This is a genomic window from Streptomyces sp. NPDC057438, from assembly GCF_042802995.1.
GTDB lineage: Bacteria > Actinomycetota > Actinomycetes > Streptomycetales > Streptomycetaceae > Streptomyces.
Map to the genome: position 1 here is coordinate 32,530 of NZ_JBHVDD010000068.1, position 23,951 is coordinate 56,480.

The 23,951-nt window shown below is 71.7% G+C and carries 20 protein-coding genes; 3 read left to right on the forward strand and 17 right to left on the reverse strand.

What is annotated here, in order from left to right:
* Positions 1-64: 64 nt before the first annotated feature.
* On the reverse strand, positions 65-751 hold the full coding sequence (gene rpe, locus ACFU5F_RS29805; protein WP_275459700.1) for a ribulose-phosphate 3-epimerase: 687 nt from the start codon (positions 749-751) through the stop codon (positions 65-67).
* A gap of 137 nt (positions 752-888) precedes the next feature.
* Between rpe and ACFU5F_RS29810 the strand changes: the two genes are divergently transcribed.
* On the forward strand, positions 889-3,030 hold the full coding sequence (locus ACFU5F_RS29810; RefSeq protein WP_383893746.1) for an MMPL family transporter: 2,142 nt from the start codon (positions 889-891) through the stop codon (positions 3,028-3,030).
* On the opposite strand, the gene ACFU5F_RS29815 is transcribed toward ACFU5F_RS29810, so the two are convergent.
* Together ACFU5F_RS29815 and fmt are read right to left on the reverse strand one after the other, a co-directional pair.
* Entirely contained in the window at positions 3,011-4,441 is a 1,431-nt protein-coding gene (locus ACFU5F_RS29815) for an RsmB/NOP family class I SAM-dependent RNA methyltransferase (protein WP_383893749.1), read from the reverse strand. The genes ACFU5F_RS29810 and ACFU5F_RS29815 overlap by 20 nt on opposite strands.
* A 132-nt stretch (positions 4,442-4,573) precedes the next feature.
* Entirely contained in the window at positions 4,574-5,506 is a 933-nt protein-coding gene (gene fmt, locus ACFU5F_RS29820; RefSeq protein WP_383893751.1) for a methionyl-tRNA formyltransferase, read from the reverse strand.
* A 354-nt stretch (positions 5,507-5,860) separates the two neighbouring features.
* Between fmt and ACFU5F_RS29825 the strand changes: the two genes are divergently transcribed.
* Entirely contained in the window at positions 5,861-6,430 is a 570-nt protein-coding gene (locus tag ACFU5F_RS29825) for a hypothetical protein (protein ID WP_383893753.1), read from the forward strand.
* A gap of 83 nt (positions 6,431-6,513) precedes the next feature.
* On the opposite strand, the gene ACFU5F_RS29830 is transcribed toward ACFU5F_RS29825, so the two are convergent.
* The 14 genes from ACFU5F_RS29830 to pyrR all read right to left on the reverse strand — a co-directional run bounded on the left by ACFU5F_RS29830 (position 6,514) and on the right by pyrR (position 23,169).
* Positions 6,514-8,709, reverse strand: a complete 2,196-nt coding sequence (locus tag ACFU5F_RS29830; protein WP_383893756.1) for a primosomal protein N' — start codon at positions 8,707-8,709, stop codon at positions 6,514-6,516.
* Positions 8,710-8,873: 164 nt separating this feature from the next.
* The gene (metK, locus tag ACFU5F_RS29835; protein ID WP_037725700.1) at positions 8,874-10,082 is read right to left on the reverse strand and encodes a methionine adenosyltransferase; all 1,209 of its coding nucleotides are present in this window, start codon (positions 10,080-10,082) and stop codon (positions 8,874-8,876) included.
* 240 nt (positions 10,083-10,322) lie between these two features.
* Entirely contained in the window at positions 10,323-11,525 is a 1,203-nt protein-coding gene (coaBC, locus tag ACFU5F_RS29840) for a bifunctional phosphopantothenoylcysteine decarboxylase/phosphopantothenate--cysteine ligase CoaBC (protein ID WP_383893760.1), read from the reverse strand.
* 106 nt (positions 11,526-11,631) lie between these two features.
* Entirely contained in the window at positions 11,632-11,901 is a 270-nt protein-coding gene (gene rpoZ / locus ACFU5F_RS29845) for a DNA-directed RNA polymerase subunit omega (RefSeq protein ID WP_005485492.1), read from the reverse strand.
* A gap of 64 nt (positions 11,902-11,965) precedes the next feature.
* On the reverse strand, positions 11,966-12,559 hold the full coding sequence (gene gmk / locus ACFU5F_RS29850) for a guanylate kinase (RefSeq protein WP_383893763.1): 594 nt from the start codon (positions 12,557-12,559) through the stop codon (positions 11,966-11,968).
* Positions 12,560-12,619: 60 nt separating this feature from the next.
* Positions 12,620-12,943 carry an integration host factor gene (locus ACFU5F_RS29855; RefSeq protein ID WP_003977346.1) on the reverse strand — a complete coding sequence of 108 codons (324 nt, stop codon included), beginning with the start codon at positions 12,941-12,943 and terminating at the stop codon, positions 12,620-12,622.
* A 265-nt stretch (positions 12,944-13,208) separates the two neighbouring features.
* Complete coding sequence (pyrF, locus tag ACFU5F_RS29860) at positions 13,209-14,048, reverse strand: orotidine-5'-phosphate decarboxylase (RefSeq protein ID WP_383893766.1); 840 nt, start codon at positions 14,046-14,048, stop codon at positions 13,209-13,211.
* On the reverse strand, positions 14,045-15,151 hold the full coding sequence (locus ACFU5F_RS29865; protein ID WP_383893769.1) for a quinone-dependent dihydroorotate dehydrogenase: 1,107 nt from the start codon (positions 15,149-15,151) through the stop codon (positions 14,045-14,047). The genes pyrF and ACFU5F_RS29865 overlap by 4 nt, the downstream gene beginning before the upstream one ends.
* 54 nt (positions 15,152-15,205) lie before the next feature.
* Positions 15,206-18,514: a carbamoyl-phosphate synthase large subunit gene (gene carB / locus ACFU5F_RS29870; RefSeq protein WP_383893772.1), complete on the reverse strand. Its 3,309-nt coding sequence runs from the start codon at positions 18,512-18,514 to the stop codon at positions 15,206-15,208.
* Positions 18,507-19,649 (reverse strand): glutamine-hydrolyzing carbamoyl-phosphate synthase small subunit, encoded by a 1,143-nt coding sequence (carA, locus tag ACFU5F_RS29875; protein ID WP_383893775.1) that lies wholly within the window; start codon positions 19,647-19,649, stop codon positions 18,507-18,509. The genes carB and carA overlap by 8 nt, the downstream gene beginning before the upstream one ends.
* On the reverse strand, positions 19,646-20,212 hold the full coding sequence (locus ACFU5F_RS29880; protein WP_383893778.1) for a hypothetical protein: 567 nt from the start codon (positions 20,210-20,212) through the stop codon (positions 19,646-19,648). Before ACFU5F_RS29880 ends, carA begins: the two co-directional genes overlap by 4 nt.
* Positions 20,209-21,495 carry a dihydroorotase gene (locus tag ACFU5F_RS29885; protein WP_383893780.1) on the reverse strand — a complete coding sequence of 429 codons (1,287 nt, stop codon included), beginning with the start codon at positions 21,493-21,495 and terminating at the stop codon, positions 20,209-20,211. Before ACFU5F_RS29885 ends, ACFU5F_RS29880 begins: the two co-directional genes overlap by 4 nt.
* 4 nt (positions 21,496-21,499) lie before the next feature.
* Positions 21,500-22,480 carry an aspartate carbamoyltransferase catalytic subunit gene (locus tag ACFU5F_RS29890; protein ID WP_013005033.1) on the reverse strand — a complete coding sequence of 327 codons (981 nt, stop codon included), beginning with the start codon at positions 22,478-22,480 and terminating at the stop codon, positions 21,500-21,502.
* Positions 22,481-22,569: 89 nt separating this feature from the next.
* The gene (gene pyrR, locus ACFU5F_RS29895; RefSeq protein ID WP_275459688.1) at positions 22,570-23,169 is read right to left on the reverse strand and encodes a bifunctional pyr operon transcriptional regulator/uracil phosphoribosyltransferase PyrR; all 600 of its coding nucleotides are present in this window, start codon (positions 23,167-23,169) and stop codon (positions 22,570-22,572) included.
* A gap of 219 nt (positions 23,170-23,388) precedes the next feature.
* Here pyrR and bldD point away from each other — a divergent pair, with 219 nt between their 5' ends.
* On the forward strand, positions 23,389-23,889 hold the full coding sequence (bldD, locus tag ACFU5F_RS29900) for a transcriptional regulator BldD (protein WP_005485476.1): 501 nt from the start codon (positions 23,389-23,391) through the stop codon (positions 23,887-23,889).
* Positions 23,890-23,951: the final 62 nt, after the last annotated feature.

Consider the following 23,951-nt stretch of genomic DNA (forward strand, 5'->3'; position numbering starts at 1 on the left):
GGCCCTCTATACGCATGACGTGCCCCGATCACCTCGGTGTTCGCACGGCCGTGCGACCCGCGGCTCAGTGGCCGCAGGCCCAGCCCGCGGTCGCCGTCGCGGCCTCCGCCTGCGCCCGCAGCGCGCGCACCGCCTCGGCCGGGTCGTCCGCCCCGTACACCGCGGAACCGGCGACGAAGACGTCCGCGCCCGCCTCGGCGCAGCGCTCGACGGTGGACGCGGAGACGCCGCCGTCGACCTGGAGCCACAGGTCGAGGCCGTGCTTGCTGATCAACTCGCGGGTCCGGCGGATCTTGGGGAGCATGATGTCGAGAAAGGCCTGGCCTCCGAAGCCCGGTTCGACCGTCATGATCAGCACCATGTCGAGTTCGGGCAACAGGTCCTCGAACGGCTCGATCGGCGTCGCCGGCCTGAGCGCCATGGAGGCCCGGGCACCCTTGGCCCGGATCTCACGGGCGAGCCGCACCGGTGCGGCGGCCGCCTCGACGTGGAAGGTGACGGAACCCGCACCCGCTTCCACGTACTGGGGCGCCCACCGATCGGGGGCCTCGATCATCAGATGGCAGTCCAGTGGCGTCTGCGTCGCACGGGCCAGGGACTCTACGACCGGCACACCGAGCGTGAGGTTCGGCACGAAATGGTTGTCCATCACGTCCACATGGAGCCAGTCTGCGCCTTCGACCGCCTTCGCCTCGTCGGCGAGACGGGCGAAGTCGGCGGACAGGATGCTGGGGTTGATCTGCGCGGCCATGGGCCAAGCCTGCCATGCCCTCCGGGGGTTGCGGGCATCGGTCCGGCTTGGGGACCGTTGTTTTCCGGCTGCGGGCCGTCGTCGGCCGAGCGCGCAGTTCCCCGCGCCCCTTGCGGGGCGCGGTTCTGGAGGTCGGTATGACAGGGAACCGGGGAATCGGGCACCTCGTCTGCGGGCGGCGGGCCAAGTGGGTCGTGCTGGGACTGTGGCTGGTGGTGCTGTTCGTGGTGGCACCGTTCGCCACGAAACTCACCGACGCCCAGGACAACGACGCGGCCTCGTGGCTTCCCGGCTCGGCCGAGTCGACCCAGGTCCTGGAGATCTCCGAGGGCTTCCGGCCCGAACAGATCCCGGCGGTCGTCGTCTACGCCCGGGACGGCGGGCTGACCGCCGAGGACCGGGCGGCGATCGAGACGGACGTACGGGAGCTCAAGGGGCTCACCGCCCACGGGATCATCGGTGACCAGACCCGGGGGCCCGTCTACGACCGGGCCGTCGACCCGCGGGCGGCCCAGGTCCTCGTCCCGATCACGATGGACGAGAAGGGCTGGGAGCGGATCGCGCCGGCGGTCGACTCGATCCGGGACGACGTGGGTGAGGGCGGCGACGGGCTCGCCGTGCACATCACCGGGCCGGGCGGTACGTCCGCCGACTTCTCCGAGGCGTTCGAGGGCATCGACTCCACGCTGCTGATGTCCGCGATGGCCGTCGTCATCGTGATGCTGCTGCTCACCTACCGCAGTCCGACCCTCATCCTGGTCCCCCTGCTCGGGGTCATCGCCGCCCTGTTCACGGCCCAGGCCCTGATCTACCTGCTCGCGGAGCACACCGGTCTGACCGTGAACGGTCAGAGCGCAGGCATTCTCACCGTCCTCGTCTTCGGCGCGGGCACCGACTACGCCCTGCTGCTCGTGGCCCGCTACCGGGAGGAACTGCGCCGTCACGAGGACCGTCACGAGGCGATGGCCCTCGCCCTGCACCGGGCGGGACCGGCGGTGCTGGCGTCCGGCGCGACGGTCGTGCTGAGCATGCTGGTGCTGCTCGCCGCCGAGATGAACTCCACGAGCGGTCTGGGCCCGGTGGCGGCCATCGGTGTCGCGGTCGCGCTGCTGGCGATGATGACGCTGTTCCCCGCCCTGCTGGTGATCTTCGGCCGCTGGATCTTCTGGCCGGTGATCCCGCACCTCGGCACCGCCGACCCGACCGAGAACGGTGTCTGGGCCCGGATGGGCCGCCGTTTCTCCCGCCGGCCGCGCACGGTCTGGGTCGCCACGGCCGCCGCCCTCGCCCTGTGCTCGCTGGGCCTGATCCAGCTGCGCGCGGAGGGCATCGGCAACGCGGACGCCTTCACCGGGAAACCGGACTCGATCGTCGGCCAGGAGGTCTCGGCACGCTACTTCCCGGCGGGCAGCGGCGACCCCCTGGTGATCGTCAGCAACCAGGCGCAGGCCAGGGAGGTGGGCCGCGCGGTCGCCGACACGGAAGGGGTCGTGCCGGACTCGCTCGGCCTGCCGCCCGGCACGAAACCCGCCCACGAGGGCCGGGTCCTCTTCGAGGCCACCATGTCCGACCCCGCCGACAGCGAGGCCGCCAAGCAGACCGTGGAACGGGTCCGGGACGCCGTCCACGCGGTGCCGGACGCCGACGCCCAGGTGGGCGGCGGTACGGCGGCCCTGCTGGACATGGACGAGGCGACCACCCGCGACAACATCCTGATCATCCCGCTGGTGCTGCTCGTGGTCCTGCTGATCCTCTGCGCCCTGCTCCGCGCCCTGATCGCCCCGCTCCTGCTGATCGGGACGGTGATCCTGTCCTTCGCCGCCGCGCTGGGCATCAGCGCGCTCGCGTTCAGACACCTCTTCGACTACGCGGGCGAGTCGACCGACTTCCCCCTGTTCGTCTTCGTCTTCCTGGTCGCCCTGGGCATCGACTACAACATCTTCCTGACCACCCGCATCCGCGAGGAGGCCGCCCACCAGGGCACCCGCAAGGCCGTGGTGACGGGCCTCGCGACGACAGGCGCGGTGATCACCTCGGCCGGCCTGGTCCTCGCCGGCACCTTCGCGGCCCTCGGCACGCTCCCCATGGTCGCCTTCGCCGAGATCGGCTTCGCGGTGGCCCTGGGCGTCCTCCTGGACACCTTCGTCGTGCGGTCCGTCCTGGTCACCGCCCTGTTCCTGGACGTCGGACCGAAGGTGTGGTGGCCCCACCGGCTCGCCCACGAGGACGGCGGGGCACCGCCCCCGAGGGAACGCGTGGCTACGCGACCCGGCGGATGAGAGCCAGGTACATCGCGTCGGTCCCGTGCAGATGCGGCCACAGCTGGATGTCGGGCCCCTCCCCCAGCGCCGGTACGCCCTCCAGCAGCGGCCGGGCGTCGATGAGGTCGGCCGCGTCGCCGTAACTCTTGAGCACGTCGTCGACCACCGCGCGGGTCTCCGCGAGGTGGGGCGAGCAGGTCGCGTAGCCGACGACCCCACCGACCCGTACGGAGTCCAGCGCGGTCCGCAGCAGCGCGCGCTGGAGCGGGGCGAAGCCCTCCAGGTCCTCGGGCCGCCTCCGCCAGCGGGCCTCGGGCCGCCGCCGGAGGGCCCCCAGCCCCGTACAGGGCACGTCCATCAGCACCCGGTCGAACGCGCCGGGCCGCCACGGCGGGCGGGTGCCGTCGGCGGCGATCACCTGGTACGGGCCCGGGTTGCCGTGCAGCGCCTTCGCGACCAGTCCCGCCCGGTGCGGCTGCTTCTCGGAGGCGAGCAGCACGGCCCCGCGCTCGGCGGCGAGCGCGGCGAGCAGCGCGGCCTTGCCGCCGGGTCCGGCGCACCCGTCGAGCCAGGCCTTGTCGGGTCCCTCCAGCGGGGCGTTGGCGAGCGCGAGCGCCACGAGCTGGCTGCCCTCGTCCTGCACACCCGCCCGGCCCTCCCGTACGGCGTCCACGGCGCCCGGCTCACCGCCCTCGGAGAGCCGCACGGCGTACGGCGACCAGCGCCCCGCCACCGCGGCCTCCTCCCGCAGCAGTTCCTCGGTGGTGGCCCGGCCGGGCCGGGCCACGAGGGTGACCTCGGGCCGCTCGTTGTCGGCCTCCAACAGATCCTCGATGCCGGCGCGCCCGCCGCCGAGGGAGTCCCAGAGCGCGGAGACGACCCAGCGGGGATGCGAGTGCACGACGGCGAGGTGATCCTCCGGATCGTCGTCGTAGGGCGGTGCGACCCGCTCCAGCCAGTCGTCGAGGTCATGCTGGGCGATCTTGCGCAGCACGGCGTTCACGAACTTGGCCCGCCCGTCGCCGAGCACGACCCGCGCGAGGTCCACCGAGGCGGACACGGCGGCATGGGTGGGGATCCTCGTCCCCAGCAGCTGGTGCGCGCCGAGGCTCAGCACGTCGAGCACCGGCGGGTCGACCTCGCGCAGGGGCCGGTCCACGCACTCCGCGATGACCGCGTCGTACGTCCCCTGCCGGCGCAGCGTCCCGTAGACCAGCTCGGTCGCGAGCGCCGCGTCCCGCGCGTCGAACTTCTCGGGCCCCTCCTTCTCCCGCGCCCGGCGCAGCAGCGGCGGCAGAACGAGGTTCGCGTACGCGTCCCGTTCGTCGACGGCCCTGAGCGCCTCGAAGGCCAGCATGCGGACGGGGTCCTTCTGAGGACGACGGTAGGGCTTGCCCGGCTTGCCCGGACGACGGGACTGCTCACTCACGAAAAAGGTGCTCCGGATATGGGTCGAGATGCCACGCCCAGCCTACGCCGCGGGGACGGAGCGCCGGACGTCGGCCGGGTCTGGCCTGCGGACATGGTGAGGGGTACCGATCCCGGTCGCCGCGGGGGCGCCTCAGTCACCGACGGTCTCGCCGACGTCGATCCGTGCCCCGCGCGCCCAGTCGGCGGCCCGCATCGGCTTCTTGCCCTGGGCCTGCACCCAGAGCAGTTCCACCGCGTACGACCCGGTCCCGACGTGGACGCTGTTCTTGCCGATGTCGAGCGCGCCCGGGGCGAGCCCGGTCCGCTCGGGCACCGGCGCCACCTGGACGAGCTTCAGCCGCTCACCGCGGAACGTCGTCCAGGCGCCCGGCGCGGGCGTGCAGCCGCGCACGACCCGGTCGACGCGCAGCGCGGGCGCGGCCCAGTCGATCCGGGCGTCCTCCACGGTGATCTTCGGCGCGAGGGTGATCCCGTCGGCGGGCTGCGGCACGGCCTTGAGGGTGCCGTCCTCGATGCCGTCCATCGTGGCGGCGAGCAGCCCGGAGCCCGCGAAGGCGAGCCGGGTCAGCAGATCGCCGCTGGTGTCCGTCGGCCGGATCTCCTCGGTGACCGTCCCGTACACCGGCCCCGAGTCGAGCCCCTCCTCGATCAGGAAGGTGGAGGCCCCGGTGATCTCGTCCCCCGCCATGATCGAGTGCTGGACGGGTGCGGCGCCCCGCCAGGCAGGCAGCAGGGAGAAGTGCAGGTTGACCCACCCGTGGGCGGGCACGTCGAGGGCGACCCGGGGCAGCAGGGCTCCGTACGCGACGACGGGGCAGCAGTCGGGCGCGATCTCCCTCAGCCGCGCGAGGAAGTCCTCGTCCCCGGGCCGACGCGGCTTCAGCACCTCGATGCCCGCCTCTTCCGCCCGCTGCGCCACCGGGCTCGCGACCAGCCGCCGTCCCCGCCCCGCGGGCGCGTCCGGCCGCGTCACGACCGCGGCCACCTCATGCCTCCCCGACGCGAGCAACGCGTCCAGCGCGGGAACAGCGACCTCTGGGGTACCAGCGAAGACAAGCTTCATGGATGACTGACGGCCTCTCGCACGGAATTTCGACCACCCCGTCGCGACGACGCACACACGACGACGCACACACGACGACGCGGGGCAACGCCCCAGTCTATGTTCCGCGTCCGGCCCGCCTGACGGCGAAGCACCTCCACGGCGGCCCGTACCTGTCGGCCGGTACGTGGACGGGCACCCCCACGGCCCAGCGGCAGCGGGGGCGCATCCCCGCCCGCGCGCCCCGCGCATATGCCGCCACGCCCCCACACCGTGACCAGCGGAGCGAATTCGCGTTGGTCAAGAAAGAGTTGACCACTACGGGCCGCATTCGCGGCACTGCCCCTTTTCAACGCCGGTTCGAGAGGCTTGTTCATGGCCGACCACGCAACCCACGACGCCCAGGCTCGGGCCAGCCTGCACTTGCTGGTGCGGGACATCGAGCGGGTCCGCCGGCAGGTGGACGCACTGCGCACCCTCACCGCCCAGTTGGGCAATGTCTACCGCCCGCGCCGCTCCGGCCCCTCCACGGGCTTCGTCGTCTACGGACGCGCCCCCGCCCCGACCGTCCGCCTCGCCCAGGAGCTGCGGGACAGTGTCGAGACCCTGGTCACGGCCGCCGTGGACTTCGACCGCTCCCTCGGCTTCTCGTGGGACGCGGTGGGATCGGCCCTCGGCGTCACCAAGCAGGCCGTGCACCGCCGTTACGGCGCCCGGCGCGCGGCGGCCCAGGCCGCCGCGGAGGCGGAGCGGACGGGCGAGCCCCAGGGCTCCCGCACCGTCAACGTCGCCGCCGGCATCCCCACGGTCCCCGCGGCCCGTTCGATGCCCGCCCCGATCCCGGCCCCCATGCCCGCGCACATGCCCACCCAGCCGACGGCGGGCAGCCCCACTCTCCGCGAGGACGTCAGACCCACGGCCTTCCCCGGCCCGCGCAACGGCTGACCGACCGACTGCCTCCCGGTGTCCCACCGGGAGGCAGCGCCATGTCGACGGCGTCACGTCGTCTTCCGTGCGCCCGGGGCCTCTCAGCCGATGTCCGGCGGGTCCATCCGGATCCGTACCCGCGCACCCTCGCTCACCCCCCGCGCCATCCGCGCCGCCTGAGCGGCCTTCAGTGCGGCCGCCAGCGCGGCCCCGCTGCCCGGCGGGACCCGGACCAGTGCGCGTTCCCACCGCTCCCCCGGCGGCGGCGACCCCGCCCGCCGCGCCCTCGCCGGCTCCGTGCCCGCGGCGGACCCGGCGCCGGTCCCGGAGAACGGTCCGGCCAGCGGCACGGGTCCCAACACCTCGGCATCCGAAGGCAGTTCGACCGCGGCCAGAAAATCGACGACCGCCTCGGCGGTCCCGGACACGGCCGCCATCCGGGAGACCGGCGGGAACCCCAGCTCGGCCCGCTCGGCCAGTTCCCGCACCGCGTGCCCGACCGGATCCCAGCGCACGAGCGCCTGGACCGGCCGCAGGGTCGGCTCGGCGACCACGACGACCGTGCCGCCCGCCCCCTGGTTCCGAACCAGCGCCGCCGCACCGATCCACCGCCGCAGCGCGTCCTCCCCGGCCCGCAGATCGGGCCGCCCGAGCATGGCCCACCCGTCGAGCAGCAGCGCGGCCGCGTACCCGCCCTCGGCGACGGGCTCGGCCCCCGGCGTGCTCACGACCAGCGCGGGCGTCCCCGGCACGGTGTCCAGCACCTGTTCCCGCCCCGAGGTCCGCACGGGTACGGCCGGGAAGGCGCGCCCCAGTTCCTCGGCGGTCCGCCGCGCCCCCACGACCTGCGCCCGGAGCCGGTGGCCCCCGCACTCGGGGCAGTGCCAGCCGCCCTCCTCACGCCCGCACCACCCGCATACCAGTGCCCCGGCGCCGTCCCGCGCCTCCAGCGGCCCCGCGCAGTGCCGGCACCGCGCGGGCTCCCGGCAGCGCGCGCAGGCCATCCGCGGCACGTACCCGCGCCGGGGGACCTGCACGAGCACCGGCCCGTCCCTGAGGCCGTCCCGCGCGACCTGCCAGGCGAGGCTGGGCAGCCGCGCCGCCCGAGCCGCCTCGTCCCGCGCGAGATCGCCGTCCCCCACGGTCCGCACCAGCGGCGCGGCAGCCCGCACCTGCTCCCGCCCGGCCACGATCGGCGCGGCCCACCCGCTCTCGACGAGCTGGGCGGCCTCGACCGTGCAGGTCCAGCTCCCCAGCAGGAAGGCGCACCTGTCCCGCGAGGCCCGCAGCTCCAGCACCTCGCGTACGTGCGGGAAGGGGGCGTTGTCGTCACTGTGGCCGGAGTCTCCGTCGTCCCAGACGACGACCAGCCCCAGATCGCGCACCGGTGCGAACATGGCCGCCCGGGTCCCGACCACCGCCCGTACGGCCCCCCGCCGCACGGCCAGCCACTCCCGGTACCGCCGCTCCTGCCCGGCGTCGGCCGTCAGCAGTGCGTGCCGCCCCTCCCCCAGCAGCTCCCCGAGCGCCTCGTCCACCCGGGCCGCGGGCCGCCCCGCCGGTACGACGACGAGTGCCCCCCGCCCGGAGGCCAGCGTCGCCTGCACGGCCCGGGCGATCTCCTCGGCCCATTCCGGCCCCGGCAACGCGGTCCACACCGCCCGGGGCGCACCCCCGCCCGCCAGCGACCGGAGAAACTCCACACCTCGCCCGTACCGCGCCCACGACCCGGGCTCGGGCGCGACCGGAGGCCGTGGCGGTTCGCCCGTCCCGGCCGCCTCGGCCCGGGCGTGCCGGGGCGGAACGGCCAGTTGCAGCACGTCCGCGAGGCTCCCGGCGTACCGGTCCGCCACGGCCCGTGCGAGGCCCAGCAGCTCGGGCCCCAGCACGGGCTCCGGCGAGACGACCTGCGCGAGCGCGGCCAGGGCTCCGGGGTAGTCCGACTCGGCGACCCGCTCGACCAGGAACCCGTCGATCAGCGAGCCGCCCTCGCGCCGCCCTTCCCTGACGTTGCGCCCCCCGGCCCCGAACCTCACCCTGACCCGGACCCCGGGTCGGGCGACCTCGTCCAGCTCCTCCGGCACCGCGTAGTCGAAGTACCGGTCGAGGTGCAGCACTCCCTTGTCGACCAGCACACGGGCGACCGGCAGCTCCTTCGCCAGCGCCGCTCCCCGCCAGGTTCGCGGCTTGGCGCGCGGGGCCTTGGCCTTGCGCACCGCTTCCCGGACCAGCGCGAGCTGCTCCGGCCCCACGTCCCCGGCCGCGCCGCCGCCCCTCGTCCCGTCCTCGCCGCTCACACCCGCATTCTCCCAAACGCCACTGACAACCGGCGCCGTCCGCGATCACCGGACCGGCGGCGCCGACGGAACCGCGGGCACGCAAGGGAAGCAACGGGAACGGCGAGGCCCGGCGCCCCCGAAGGGACACCGGGCCTCGCCGGGAAGCGGAGGAGCCGTGGGACCTACAGCCCCGCGGCCGTGCGCAGCGCCTCGACGCGGTCCGTGCGCTCCCAGGTGAACTCGGGCAGCTCACGGCCGAAGTGACCGTACGCGGCGGTCTGGCCGTAGATCGGGCGCAGGAGGTCGAGGTCGCGGATGATGGCGGCCGGGCGGAGGTCGAAGACCTCGTCGATGGCCTTCTCGATCCGGTCGGTGTCGACCTTGGCGGTGCCGAAGGTCTCGACGAAGAGACCGACGGGCTCGGCCTTGCCGATGGCGTACGCCACCTGGACCTCGCAGCGGGAGGCGAGGCCGGCCGCGACGACGTTCTTGGCGACCCAGCGCATCGCGTACGCGGCGGAGCGGTCGACCTTGGACGGGTCCTTGCCGGAGAAGGCGCCGCCACCGTGGCGGGCCATGCCGCCGTAGGTGTCGATGATGATCTTGCGGCCGGTGAGGCCGGCGTCGCCCATCGGGCCGCCGATCTCGAAGCGGCCGGTCGGGTTGACCAGCAGGCGGTAGCCCTCGGTCTCCAGCTTGATGCCGTCGTCCAGCAGGGCCTTCAGCTCCGGCTCCACCACGAACTCGCGGATGTCGGGGGCGAGGAGGGACTCCAGGTCGATGTCGCTGGCGTGCTGCGAGGAGACCACGACCGTGTCCAGACGGACCGCCTTGTCACCGTCGTACTCGATGGTGACCTGGGTCTTTCCGTCGGGACGGAGGTAGGGGATCGTGCCGTTCTTGCGGACCTCGGACAGACGCTTCGACAGCCGGTGCGCCAGGAAGATCGGCAGCGGCATCAGCGTCGGCGTCTCGTCCGTCGCGTAACCGAACATCAGGCCCTGGTCGCCGGCGCCCTGACGGTCCAGCTCGTCCTCGTCACCCTCGACCCGGTTCTCGTAGGCCGTGTCCACACCCTGCGCGATGTCGGGGGACTGCGAGCCGATCGACACCGACACACCGCAGGAGGCGCCGTCGAAGCCCTTCTTCGACGAGTCGTAGCCGATGTCCAGGATGGTGTCGCGCACCAGCTGGGCGATCGGCGCGTACGCCTTGGTCGTGACCTCGCCGGCCACGTGCACCAGGCCGGTCGTGATGAGCGTCTCCACCGCTACACGGGACGTGGGGTCCTCGCGCAGCAGCGCATCGAGAATGGCATCGCTGATCTGGTCAGCGATCTTGTCGGGGTGACCCTCGGTCACGGACTCCGAGGTGAACAGACGACGGGACACAACGCTCCCTGGGGTTGCAGCGGCTGCTGGCTGATCATTGGCGGACGTGCTCGGGGGCTGCGCCCGGCGTCGTCCGAGAACAGTTTATCGGTCGGGCTCGGCCACCGGCCCACCTGTCTCGCCTCTCGGGAGCCTTGTGACCTGCGGCACGTGCATTCTGCCCAATGGCCGTAGCTGTCCGCCAGGGTCGCCACGCCCCAATGTGCGAGGTTCGAGGGAGACGTGACGCGAATGGCACTGTCAGTCGAGGCGGTCCACGACCAGGTCCCACACCGTTTCGGCCAGCGCCTCCTTCGGGCCGTACGGCACCGGCGTCTCACTGCCGTCGGCTCCCAGCACCACCGCCTCGTTCTCCTCGGAGCCGAAGGTCTTGCGCTCCCCCACCTCGTTCACCACCAGCAGATCGCACCCCTTGCGCGCCAGTTTGGCGCGGCCGTTGGCGAGGACGTCGTCGGTCTCCGCGGCGAAGCCGACGACCACCTGGCCGGGGCGGGGGCGGTCCGCCGAGATCTCCGCGAGGATGTCCGGATTACGCACCAGCACGAGGGGCGCGGGCTCCTGGCCGTCCTTCTTCTTGATCTTCCCGGCGGCGTAGGTGTCGGGGCGGAAGTCGGCGACCGCCGCCGCCATCACCACGACGTCGGCGTCCGGCGCCGCCTTGAGCACCGCCTCGCGCAGCTGGACGGCCGTACCGACGCGTACGACGTCCACGCCCGCGGGGTCCGGCAGTCCGGTGTTGGCCTCGATCAGGGTGACGCGCGCGCCCCGGGCGGCGGCCGTACGGGCGAGGGCGTAGCCCTGTTTGCCGGAGGAGCGGTTGCCGAGGAAGCGGACCGGGTCGAGGGGTTCGCGGGTGCCGCCGGCGGTGACGACGACGTGCCGGCCGACGAGGTCCGGCTCGGTGACCCCGCGGGCCAGCACCCGGCGGCAGACCTCGAAGATCTCCCCGGGGTCCGGGAGCCGGCCCTTGCCGGTGTCGGCGCCGGTCAGTCTGCCCACGGCCGGGTCGATGACGAGAGCCCCCCGGCGGCGCAGCGTCGCCACGTTCTCCTGGGTGGCCGGGTGCTCCCACATCTCGGTGTGCATGGCGGGGGCGAAGACGACGGGACAGCGGGCGGTGAGCAGGGTGTTGGTGAGGAGGTCGTCGGCGAGGCCGTGGGCGGCCTTGGCCAGCATGTCGGCGGTCGCCGGGGCCACGACCACCAGGTCGGCCGCCTGGCCGATGCGGACGTGCGGCACCTCGTGGACGCTCTCCCAGACCTCGGTGGAGACCGGGTTGCCGGAGAGCGCGGACCAGGTGGCGGCGCCCACGAAGTGCAGCGCGGAGTCGGTCGGCACGACCCGGACGTCATGCCCGGACTCGGTCAGCCGGCGCAGCAGCTCGCACGCCTTGTAGGCGGCGATCCCACCGCTGACCCCCAGAACGACCTTCGGCTTGCCCACCGTGCCTCCCCGCACTCGGATGTGTACGCGCTCCATGACACACCACAGGCCCGACAGTCGCACTGCCGGGCCTGTGGAAAAAGCTACCGCGATCTGCTGATACGACTTACGCGGGGCCCTCGACGGCCTCGGACGTCAGCAGACCCGCGTTGATCTCGCGCAGGGCGATCGAGAGCGGCTTCTCGTGCACGTGGGTGTCGACGAGAGGACCGACGTACTCGAGGAGACCCTCGCCGAGCTGCGAGTAGTACGCGTTGATCTGGCGAGCACGCTTGGCCGCGTAGATCACGAGGCTGTACTTCGAGTCGGTTGCCTCGAGGAGCTCGTCGATCGGCGGGTTGATGATGCCCTCGGGCGCGGAGATGGAAGAGGACACGCTCTACCTTCCGATGGATGGGAAAAGATCGGTCGTGATCACAGAAAACGGACAGAACCCGTGATCACACAACATCCATCAAGGCTAGCAGCTCGCGGGCCACGTCCTCGACGGAGGTGTTGACCAGGGTGACGTCGAACTCCGGCTCGGCCGCCAGCTCGATCTTGGCCGCCTCCAGGCGGCGTTCGATCACCTCGGGCGGTTCGGTGCCCCGCCCGGTGAGCCGGCGCACCAGCTCCTCCCAGGAAGGCGGAGCCAGGAACACCAGCTGGGCGTCCGGCATGGTCTCGCGGACCTGCCGCGCGCCCTGGAGGTCGATCTCCAGCAGGACGGGCTCGCCCCGCTCCAGGCGTTCGAGCACGGCGGCCCGGGGGGTGCCGTAGCGGTTGCCGGCGAACTCGGCCCACTCCAGCAGCTCGCCGTTGGCGATCAGCTTGTCCATCTCCTCGTCGGTGACGAAGAAGTAGTGGACTCCGCTCTGCTCACCGGGGCGCGGCTTGCGGGTCGTCGCCGACACCGAGAGCCAGACCTCGGGGTGCGCCTTGCGCATATGGGCGACGACCGTGCTCTTGCCGACCCCGGAGGGGCCGGAGAGCACGGTCAGCCGCGGACGTACGTCCGGGGGCTCGGGGGTCGTCCCCCGGAATGTTGCAGCCATGCAGCGATTATTCCAGCAATCCCGGAGTGCCCGGGACTCCCTTCCCGTCAGGGGGCGGGATCAGGAACCGGTGCTGCCGAACTCACGCTCCAGGGAGGCGATCTGGTTGGACCCGAGGCCGCGTACACGACGGCTCTCGGAGATGCCCAGTCGCTCCATGATCTGCTTGGCGCGGACCTTGCCCACGCCCGGCAGGGACTCGAGCAGGGCGGAGACCTTCATCTTGCCGATGACGTCGTTCTCCTGGCCCTGCTTGATGACCTCGTGCAGGGAGGCGCCGGAGTGCTTGAGTCGATTCTTGACCTCGGCCCGCTCCCGGCGAGCCGCGGCGGCCTTTTCGAGCGCGGCTGCGCGCTGTTCAGGGGTAAGGGGCGGAAGAGCCACGCCTACGTCACCTCGGATGTCGAACTGTCGGATACGGACCGGTGAGGAACCTAGTCGCCCCTCACCTGGGGTGCCACGAGCAACACGCTTGCCCGTCGACCCTGCTCGGAGACTAGCGGCCAAGTCCGCCGGAGTCAGCGAGAACAGCGGAAAAGTCCTGGTCAGCCTCCATGGAGTCGGACATAAGCTGCATAATGCCCTGGATTTGAGAATGTATTCAGACTCAAGTCGTCCGGGAACCGCCTCCCGGCACTCATCGGAGGTCTCAGGCGGCCGTCGTCGCGATGCGGATCTCGTCCGCGAAACGACACGAGGCGTCACGCAGAGCGACGATTTCGGGACCGTGACGAAGGACACCTCGGCTGACGTTCGGGACCACCTGACGCACAGCGCTCCCGAAGACCGCCGGAAGATCTGCCGGAGTGGCTCCCTGGGCGCCGATCCCGGGTGCCAGGAGAGGTCCGCCGATGTTCAGGTCGTAGGACGAGAGGTCACCGAGCGTGGCGCCGACGACGGCACCGAAGGACCCCAGGGGCGCCTCGCCCGCGTTCTCGGCCGCCAGGTGCGCCAGCATGGTCGCGCCCACGTTCCGGCCGTCGCCGCGCAGCGCGTGCTGCACCTCTCCGCCCTCGGGGTTGGAGGTGAGCGCCAGCACGAACAGTCCGGCCCCGTTCTCGCGCGCCAGCTCCACGGCGGGCTTCAGCGAGCCGTAACCCAGGTAGGGCGAGACCGTCAGCGCGTCCGAGAAGAGGGGCGCGTCCTTGTGCAGGAAGGTCTCGGCGTAGGCGGCCATGGTGGAGCCGATGTCGCCGCGCTTGGCGTCCATCACCACCAGCGCGCCGGCGGCCCGCGCCTCCTGGACGGACCTCTCCAGCACGGCGACGCCCCGGGACCCGAAGCGCTCGAAGAACGCGCTCTGCGGCTTGAGGACGGCCACCCGGTCCGCGAGTGCCTCGACGACCGTGCGGCTGAAGCGCTCCAGGCCGGCGATGTCGTCGTTCAGGCCCCAGTCGGCGAGCAGGGAGGCGTGCGGGTCGATGCCCACGCAGAGCGGGCCGCGCTCGTCCATGGACCGGCGCAGCCGTGCGCCGAAGGGCTCGGTCATACGGTCTTCCTCACGTCGGCGCCGACCGCGTCGGCGAGAGTGGCGTACGGGCTGGTGCGCAGACGGGCGGCCAGGCCCTTGTGGACGGCGCGGGCCCAGAAGGGGCCCTCGTAGACGAAGGCGCTGTAGCCCTGGACCAGGGTGGCGCCCGCCAGGATGCGCTGCCAGGCGTCCTCGGCGTTCTCGACGCCACCGACGCCCACCAGGGTGATCCGGTCGCCCACGCGCGCGTAGAGGCGGCGCAGGACCGCGAGGGAGCGGGCCTTGACGGGGGCGCCGGACAGACCGCCCGCCTCCTTCACCAGGGAGGGTTCGGAGGTGAGTCCGAGCCCCTCGCGCGCGATGGTGGTGTTCGTGGCGATGATCCCGTCCAGGCCGAGTTCCACGGCGAGGTCGGCGACGGCGTCGATGTCCTCGTCGGCGAGGTCCGGCGCGATCTTCACCAGCAGCGGGACGCGGCGGGTGCGGACCGCGCGGTCGGCGGCCTCGCGGACGGCGGTCAGCAGGGGCCGCAGCGCCTCGGTGGCCTGGAGGTTGCGCAGGCCGGGCGTGTTGGGCGAGGAGACGTTGACGACCAGGTAGTCGGCGTACGGGGCGAGGCGCTCGGTGGACTTCACGTAGTCCCCCGCGGCCTCCTCCTCCGGGACGACCTTGGTCTTGCCGATGTTGACGCCCACGACCGTCCTGAAGACGGGGCTGCGGGAGGCCAGGCGGGCGGCGACGGCGAGGGAGCCCTCGTTGTTGAAGCCCATGCGGTTGATCAGGGCGCGGTCGGCGACCAGGCGGAACAGCCGCTTCTTGGGGTTGCCGGGCTGGGCCTCGCCCGTCACCGTGCCGATCTCGACGTGGTCGAAGCCGAGCATCGACATCCCGTCGATGGCGATCGCGTTCTTGTCGAAGCCGGCGGCGAGTCCGAAGGGGCCGTGCATCCGCAGCCCGAAGGCCTCCGTGCGCAGTTCCTCATAGCGGGGCGCGAGTGCGGCCGCCAGGAAGGTGCGCAGCACGGGGACGCGGGCGACGAGGCGGATCCAGCGGAAGGCCAGGTGATGGGCCTCCTCCGGGTCCATCCGCTTGAAGACCAGACGGAAGAAGAGCTTGTACATGGTGGTGTCCTCACGAAGAGGGGGACACCGTTTCCGATGTCCCCCTCAGGGCTGCTAGTCGCGGGCCGCGATCAGGTGTTCGGCGTGTTCCTGGAGCGAGCGCACGCCCACGTCGCCGTGGTTGAGCGCGTCGATGCCCTGGACGGCCGCGGCGAGCGCCTGCACGGTCGTCAGGCAGGGCACGGAGCGGGCCACGGCCGCCGTACGGATGTCGTAGCCGTCGAGGCGGCCGCCGGTGCCGTACGGCGTGTTGACGATGAGGTCGACCTCGCCGTCGTGGATGAGCTGGACGATCGTCTTCTCCCCGTTCGGGCCGGTGCCCTCGGACTGCTTGCGGACGACGGTGGCGTTGATGCCGTTGCGCCTGAGCACCTCTGCCGTGCCGGACGTGGCGAGCAGTTCGAAGCCGTGCGCCACCAGCTCGCGCGCCGGGAAGATCATCGAGCGCTTGTCGCGGTTGGCGACCGAGATGAACGCGCGGCCCTTGGTGGGCAGCGGCCCGTACGCGCCGGCCTGCGACTTGGCGTACGCCGTGCCGAAGACCGAGTCGATGCCCATGACCTCGCCGGTGGAGCGCATCTCCGGGCCGAGGATGGTGTCGACGCCGCGTCCGTGGATGTCGCGGAAGCGCGACCACGGCATGACGGCCTCCTTGACGGAGATCGGCGCGTCGAGCGGCAGCTCACCGCCGTCCCCGTTGGCAGGGAGCAGTCCCTCCGTCCGCAGCTCGGCGATGGTCGCGCCCAGCGAGATCCGGGCGGCGGCCTTCGCCAGCGGCACCGCGGTCGCCTTCGAGGTGAAGGGGACGGTGCGGGAGGCCCGCGGGTTGGCCTCCAGGACGTAGAGGATGTCCCCGGCCATCGCGAACTGGATGTTGATCAGCCCGCGCACGCCGACGCCCTTGGCGATGGCCTCGGTGGAGGCGCGCAGGCGCTTGATGTCGAAGCCGCCGAGGGTGATGGGGGGCAGGGCGCACGCCGAGTCGCCGGAGTGGATGCCGGCCTCCTCGATGTGCTCCATCACGCCGCCGAGGTACAGCTCGTGCCCGTCGTACAGGGCGTCGACGTCGATCTCGATCGCGTCGTCGAGGAAGCGGTCGACGAGCACCGGCCGGGAGGGGCTGATCTCGGTCGACTCGGCGATGTACGACTCCAGGCGGGTCTCGTCGTACACGATCTCCATGCCGCGTCCGCCGAGCACGTACGACGGGCGGACGAGGACCGGGTAGCCGATCTCGTCGGCGATGGCCTTGGCGCCGCTGAAGGTGGTGGCCGTGCCGTGCTTCGGGGCGGGCAGGCCGGCCTCGGCGAGCACCTGGCCGAAGGCGCCGCGGTCCTCGGCGGCGTGGATGGCCTCCGGGGAGGTGCCCACGACGGGGACGCCGTTGTCCTTGAGCGCCTGCGACAGGCCGAGCGGGGTCTGGCCGCCGAGCTGGACGACCACGCCCGCGAGGGGCCCGGCCAGCGACTCGGCGTGCACGATCTCCAGCACGTCTTCCAGCGTCAGCGGCTCGAAGTACAGACGGTCGGAGGTGTCGTAGTCCGTGGAGACGGTCTCGGGGTTGCAGTTGACCATCACCGTCTCGTAGCCCGCGTCGCTCAGCGCGAAGGAGGCGTGGACGCAGGAGTAGTCGAACTCGATGCCCTGGCCGATACGGTTCGGGCCCGAGCCGAGGATGATCACGGCCGGCTTCTCGCGCGGGGCGACCTCGGTCTCCTCGTCGTAGGAGGAGTAGAAGTACGGCGTCTTCGCCGCGAACTCGGCGGCACAGGTGTCGACCGTCTTGTAGACCGGGCGTACGCCCAGCGCGTGCCGGACCTCGCGCACGACGTCCTCGCGCAGGCCGCGGATCTCGGCGATCTGCTGGTCGGAGAAGCCGTGCCGCTTGGCCTCCGCCAGCAGGTCCGGGTCGAGCTTGTCGGCCTCGGCCAGCTCGTCCGCGATCTCCTTGATCAGGAAGAGCTGGTCGACGAACCACGGGTCGATCTTCGTGGCCTCGAAGACCTCCTCGGGGGTGGCGCCCGCGCGGATGGCCTGCATGACGGTGTTGATCCGGCCGTCGGTCGGCCGGACAGCCTCGCGCAGCAGCTCGGCCTTGTCGCCGCTCTCGCCGACGAAGGTGAACTGGCTGCCCTTCTTCTCCAGCGACCGCAGCGCCTTCTGCAGCGCCTCGGTGAAGTTGCGGCCGATCGCCATGGCCTCGCCGACCGACTTCATGGTCGTGGTCAGGGAGGAGTCGGCGGACGGGAACTTCTCGAAGGCGAAGCGCGGGGCCTTGACGACGACGTAGTCGAGCGTCGGCTCGAAGGAGGCCGGGGTCTTCTCGGTGATGTCGTTGGGGATCTCGTCGAGCGTGTAGCCGACGGCCAGTTTGGCGGCGATCTTGGCGATCGGGAAGCCGGTCGCCTTGGAGGCGAGGGCCGAGGACCGCGACACGCGCGGGTTCATCTCGATGACGATGACCCGGCCGTCCTCGGGGTTCACCGCGAACTGGATGTTGCAGCCGCCGGTGTCGACGCCGACCTCGCGGATGATCGCGATGCCGACGTCACGCAGCACCTGGTACTCACGGTCGGTCAGGGTCATCGCGGGCGCGACGGTGATCGAGTCGCCGGTGTGCACGCCCATGGGGTCGAAGTTCTCGATGGAGCAGACGACCACGACGTTGTCGTTCTTGTCGCGCATCAGCTCCAGCTCGTACTCCTTCCAGCCGAGGATGGACTCCTCCAGGAGCACCTCGGTGGTCGGCGAGAGGGTGAGGCCCTGGCCGGCGATGCGGCGCAGCTCCTCCTCGTCGTGCGCGAAGCCGGAGCCGGCGCCGCCCATGGTGAAGGAGGGGCGGACGACGACGGGGTAGCCGCCGAGGGTCTCGACACCCTTGAGCACGTCGTCCATGGAGTGGCAGATGACCGAGCGGGCGGACTCGCCGTGCCCGATCTTGGCGCGCACGGCCTCGACGACGTCCTTGAAGAGGTCGCGGTCCTCGCCCTTGTTGATGGCCTCGACGTTGGCGCCGATCAGCTCGACGTTGTACTTCTCCAGCGTCCCGGCCTCGTGCAGGGAGATGGCCGTGTTGAGGGCCGTCTGACCGCCGAGGGTGGGCAGCAGGGCGTCGGGGCGCTCCTTGGCGATGATCTTCTCGACGAACTCCGGGGTGATCGGCTCGACGTACGTGGCGTCGGCGATCTCCGGGTCGGTCATGATCGTCGCGGGGTTGGAGTTGACGAGGATGACCCGCAGGCCCTCGGCGCGCAGGATGCGGCACGCCTGGGTGCCGGAGTAGTCGAACTCGGCGGCCTGGCCGATGACGATCGGGCCGGAGCCGATGACCAGGACGGACTGGATATCGGTGCGCTTAGGCACGCTGGCCCTCCATCAGGGATACGAAGCGGTCGAACAGGTAGGCGGCGTCGTGCGGGCCCGCTGCCGCTTCGGGGTGGTACTGGACGCTGAAGGCCGGGCGGTCGAGGAGCTGGAGCCCCTCCACCACGTTGTCGTTGAGGCACACGTGGGAGACCTCGGCGCGGCCGAAGGGGGTCTCGGAGACCTGGTCGAGCGGGGCGTCGACGGCGAAGCCGTGGTTGTGCGCGGTGACCTCGACCTTGCCGGTCGTACGGTCCTGCACCGGCTGGTTGATGCCGCGGTGGCCGTACTTCAGCTTGTAGGTGCCGAAGCCGAGCGCGCGGCCGAGGATCTGGTTGCCGAAGCAGATGCCGAACAGCGGGGTGCCGCGCTCCAGGACCGCCCGCATGACGGAGACCGGGTGGTCGGCGGTGGCCGGGTCGCCGGGGCCGTTGGAGAAGAACACACCGTCGGGGTTCACGGCGTAGACGTCCTCGGCGGTCGCCGTGGCGGGCAGGACGTGCACCTCGATGCCGCGCTCGGCCATGCGGTGCGGGGTCATGCCCTTGATGCCGAGGTCGACGGCGGCCACGGTGAACTTCCTGGTGCCGATCGCGGGGACGACGTACGTCTCCTTGGTGGCGACCTCGGCGGAGAGGTTCGCGCCCTTCATCTCGGGGGCCTGGCGGACCTCGGTGAGCATCGTGCCGTCGTCGGGCAGCGCGTTGCCGGAGAAGATGCCGACGCGCATGGCGCCGCGCTCGCGCAGGTGGCGGGTGAGGGCGCGGGTGTCGATGCCGGAGATGCCGACGACGCCCTGGGCGCGCAGTTCGTCGTCCAGGGAGCGCCGGGAGCGCCAGTTGGAGGGCACGCGCGCGGGGTCGCGGACGACGTAGCCGGAGACCCAGATCTTCTTCGACTCGGGGTCCTCGTCGTTGACGCCGGTGTTGCCGATGTGCGGGGCGGTCATGACGACGACCTGGCGGTGGTACGACGGGTCCGTGAGGGTCTCCTGGTAGCCGGTCATCCCGGTGGAGAACACGGCCTCGCCGAAGGTCACCCCCACGGCCCCGTAGGCACGGCCGCGGAAGATCCGGCCGTCCTCCAGGACGAGTACGGCGGGAACCCTGGTGGCTCCCCGGGTGGAGGTCGTCATCGTGCGCCTTCCGTTTCCGTCTTGTTGATCATCTGGTTCAGGGTCTCGACCCACTCGTTGTGCTCGGCCGCGCGGTCGGAGCGGAACCCGGAGTCGAGCAGCTTGCCGCCGTGCTCCCAGGTGACGACCAGCAGCCCGCCCTCGGTGAGGACCTTCCCGGCGATGCCCTTGTCGAGCCTGGCCTCGCGCAGGGCGCCGGCCGGGACGAAGAAGTCGGTCGCTCCCGGGCGTACGACGTCCAGGCCCGCGTCCGTCAGCGTCAGCTCGACCCGGCTGCGGGCGCCCAGGCCGTGCGCCACGATGCGGTCGAGCCACTGCCCGGCTGTCGTGGAGCCGTGGTACCGGCCGCTCATGCTCAGTCTGGCCTCGACCGGCTCGTCCGGCGCGGTGGGGAGGGCGGGGAGGTCGCCCTGGAGCGTGCCGCGCCACCTCCACCCCTCGCGCATCAGCCAGTAGACGAGCGCGACGAACAGGGCGAGTCCGACGACCCAGCCGATACGCGCGGCCCAGTCGGTGACCTCGGCCGATTCCTTCTCCGCGGCCAGCAGAATTACAGGTGTCACGTGAGCTTCCCGTCGACGAGCGTGGCCTTGCCCCGCAGCCACGTGTGCGTGACACGGCCCGGCAGCTCGCGGCCCTCGTAGGGGGTGTTGCGGCTGCGCGAGGCGAAGCCCGCGGGATCCACCGACCCACGGTATGCCGTGTCGACGAGCACGAGGTTGGCGGGCTCACCTGCCGAGACGGGACGTCCGTGTCCGGCCGCCCCACCGATCCTCGCGGGCTTGACCGACATACGGTCCGCGACGCCGGCCCAGTCGAGCAGACCGGTGGCGACCATCGTCTCCTGGACCACGGACAGCGCGGTCTCCAGGCCGACCATGCCCATGGCCGCGGCGGCCCACTCGCAGTCCTTGTCCTCGTGCGGGTGCGGGGCGTGGTCGGTGGCGACGATGTCGATCGTGCCGTCGGCGAGGGCCTCGCGCAGGGCCAGGACGTCGCGCTCGGTGCGCAGCGGCGGGTTGACCTTGTAGACCGGGTTGTAGGAGCGCACCAGCTCGTCGGTGAGCAGGAGGTGGTGCGGGGTGACCTCGGCGGTCACGTCGATGCCGCGGGACTTGGCCCAGCGGACGATCTCGACGGACCCGGCGGTCGACAGGTGGCAGATGTGGACGCGGGAGCCGACGTGCTCGGCGAGCAGGACGTCCCGGGCGATGATCGACTCCTCGGCCACCGCGGGCCAGCCGCCGAGACCCAGTTCGGCGGAGACGATCCCCTCGTTCATCTGGGCGCCCTCGGTCAGCCGGGGCTCCTGCGCGTGCTGGGCTACGACGCCGCCGAAGGCCTTCACGTACTCCAGGGCCCGGCGCATGATCACCGCGTCGTCGACGCACTTGCCGTCGTCCGAGAAGACGGTGACCCCGGCGGCCGACTCGTGCATGGCCCCCAGCTCGGCGAGCTTCTTGCCCTCCAGGCCGACGGTGACGGCGCCGATGGGCTGTACGTCGCAGTAGCCGTGCTCCTGGCCGAGCCGGTAGACCTGCTCGACCACGCCGGCGGTGTCGGCGACCGGGAAGGTGTTGGCCATGGCGAAGACGGCCGTGTAGCCGCCGGAGGCCGCCGCGCGCGTGCCGGTCAGCACGGTCTCGGAGTCCTCGCGGCCGGGCTCACGCAGATGGGTGTGCAGGTCGACGAGGCCCGGGAGGAGCACCTTGCCGTCGGCCTCGACGACCTGGGCGTCCTCGGCGGACAGCCCGGTACCGACCTCCGCGATGATCTCGCCGTCGATCAGCACGTCCTGCGGCTCGCCGCCCAGCACCTTCGCACCACGGATCAGGATCTTGCTCATGGTCTTACTTCTCCTCGGTGGTGCGGGTGTGGGTCACGGCGGGCTCGTTGCCGCCGAGCAGCAGGTACAGCACGGCCATCCGGATGGAGACGCCGTTGGCGACCTGCTCGACGACGGTGCAGCGGTCGGAGTCGGCGACCTCGGCGGTGATCTCCATGCCGCGGACCATCGGGCCGGGGTGCATCACGATGGCGTGCTCGGGCATCCGCGCCATGCGGTCGCCGTCGAGGCCGTAGCGCCGCGAGTACTCGCGCTCGGTGGGGAAGAAGGCCGCGTTCATCCGCTCCCGCTGCACACGCAGCATCATCACCGCGTCGGACTTGGCGAGCGTGCTGTCGAGGTCGTAGCTGACCTCGCAGGGCCAGGTGTGCACGCCGACCGGCACCAGGGTGGGCGGCGCGACGAGGGTGACCTGGGCGCCGAGGGTGTGCAGCAGGTCCACGTTGGAGCGGGCGACACGGCTGTGCAGGACGTCACCGACGAGCGTGATGCGCTTGCCGGACAGGTCCTGGCCGAGTCCGGCGTCCCGGCCGACGAGGCGGCGGCGCATGGTGAAGGCGTCCAGCAGAGCCTGGGTGGGGTGCTGGTGGGTCCCGTCGCCCGCGTTGATCACGGCGGCGTCGATCCAGCCGGAGGTCGCCAGCCGGTACGGGGCCCCCGAGGCGCCGTGCCGGATGACGACGGCGTCGACGCCCATGGCTTCGAGGGTCTGGGCGGTGTCCTTGAGGGACTCGCCCTTCGACACGCTCGATCCCTTGGCGGTGAAGTTGATGACGTCGGCGGACAGGCGCTTCTCGGCGGCCTCGAAGGAGATCCGGGTGCGCGTGGAGTCCTCGAAGAAGAGGTTGACGATCGTGCGGCCCCGCAGGGTCGGCAGTTTCTTGATCGGCCGGTCCGCGACCCGGGCCATCTCCTCGGCGGTGTCGAGGATCAGGACGGCGTCGTCGCGGGTGAGGTCGGCGGCCGAGATGAGATGACGCTGCATCTTTCAGGCTCCGTAAGGCGGTTCGGGAGATTCCGGGCAGGCAGGGGCATCACGAAGTCGCGTACGGCACGAGGCCGCACGCGCGCGTGCTACTGCTGGGCGGTCCGCTTCGCACCGAGCAGGACGGTGTCCCGACCGTCTTCCTCGGCGAGCTGGACCTTGACCGTCTCCCGCAGCGACGTGGGGAGGTTCTTGCCGACGTAGTCGGCGCGGATGGGCAGTTCGCGGTGGCCGCGGTCGACGAGGACCGCGAGCTGGACGGCGCGCGGACGGCCGATGTCGTTCAGCGCGTCGAGCGCCGCGCGGATCGTCCGGCCGGAGAACAGCACGTCGTCGACGAGGACGACCAGACGGCCGTCGATGCCGTCACCGGGGATCTCGGTGCGGGCCAGCGCACGCGGCGGGTGCATGCGCAGGTCGTCGCGGTACATGGTGATGTCGAGCGAACCGACCGGGATCTTGCGGTCGGTGATCTCCTCCAGCTTGGCGGCGAGCCGCTGGGCGAGGAAGACGCCCCGGGTCGGAATGCCGAGGAGCACCACGTCGTCCGCGCCCTTGGCGCGTTCGACGATCTCGTGGGCGATGCGGGTCAGTACGCGAGCGATGTCGGGGCCTTCGAGAACGGGCCTGGCATCGGACGCCTGCGCGTCCTGTCGCGGGTCTCCCTGCGGGGTCTCTTGCGTGTCCATATGAAACGGACCTCCTTCTCCGCCTCACGGGACGGATCTTAAAGGACGTCGGAATTGCGCCGTCCACGGTAGCAGGCCCCGGCAACGCCCCTGATCACCCCCCTGGCCCAATGGATCTCGGTTACCACGGAAGAGTCGGTCCGGACCATTCGGCTTGACGGGGCAGAGTCACGCTGCGTAACCTCACAGTGAGTCACCAGCCTTCGTCCGGGGAGCTATATGTCCAGCGAATACGCCAAACAGCTCGGGGCCAAGCTCCGGGCCATCCGCACCCAGCAGGGCCTTTCCCTCCACGGTGTCGAGGAGAAGTCCCAGGGACGCTGGAAGGCGGTCGTGGTCGGTTCGTACGAGCGCGGCGACCGCGCCGTCACCGTGCAGCGCCTCGCGGAGCTGGCGGACTTCTACGGGGTCCCCGTGCAGGAACTGCTTCCCGGTACGACCCCGGGCGGCGCCGCCGAGCCGCCGCCGAAGCTCGTCCTGGACCTTGAGCGCCTGGCCCACGTGCCGGCCGAGAAGGCGGGCCCGCTGCAGCGTTACGCGGCGACGATCCAGTCCCAGCGCGGTGACTACAACGGCAAGGTGCTCTCGATCCGCCAGGACGACCTGCGCACACTCGCCGTCATCTACGACCAGTCCCCCTCGGTCCTCACCGAGCAGCTGATCAGCTGGGGCGTCCTGGACGCCGACGCGCGCCGCGCGGTCACCCACGAGGACGCCTGACCCTCCGGGCGGAGCCCAGCAGAAACGTGCCGCCGGGGTGGCCCGAACCAGTTGGTTCGGGC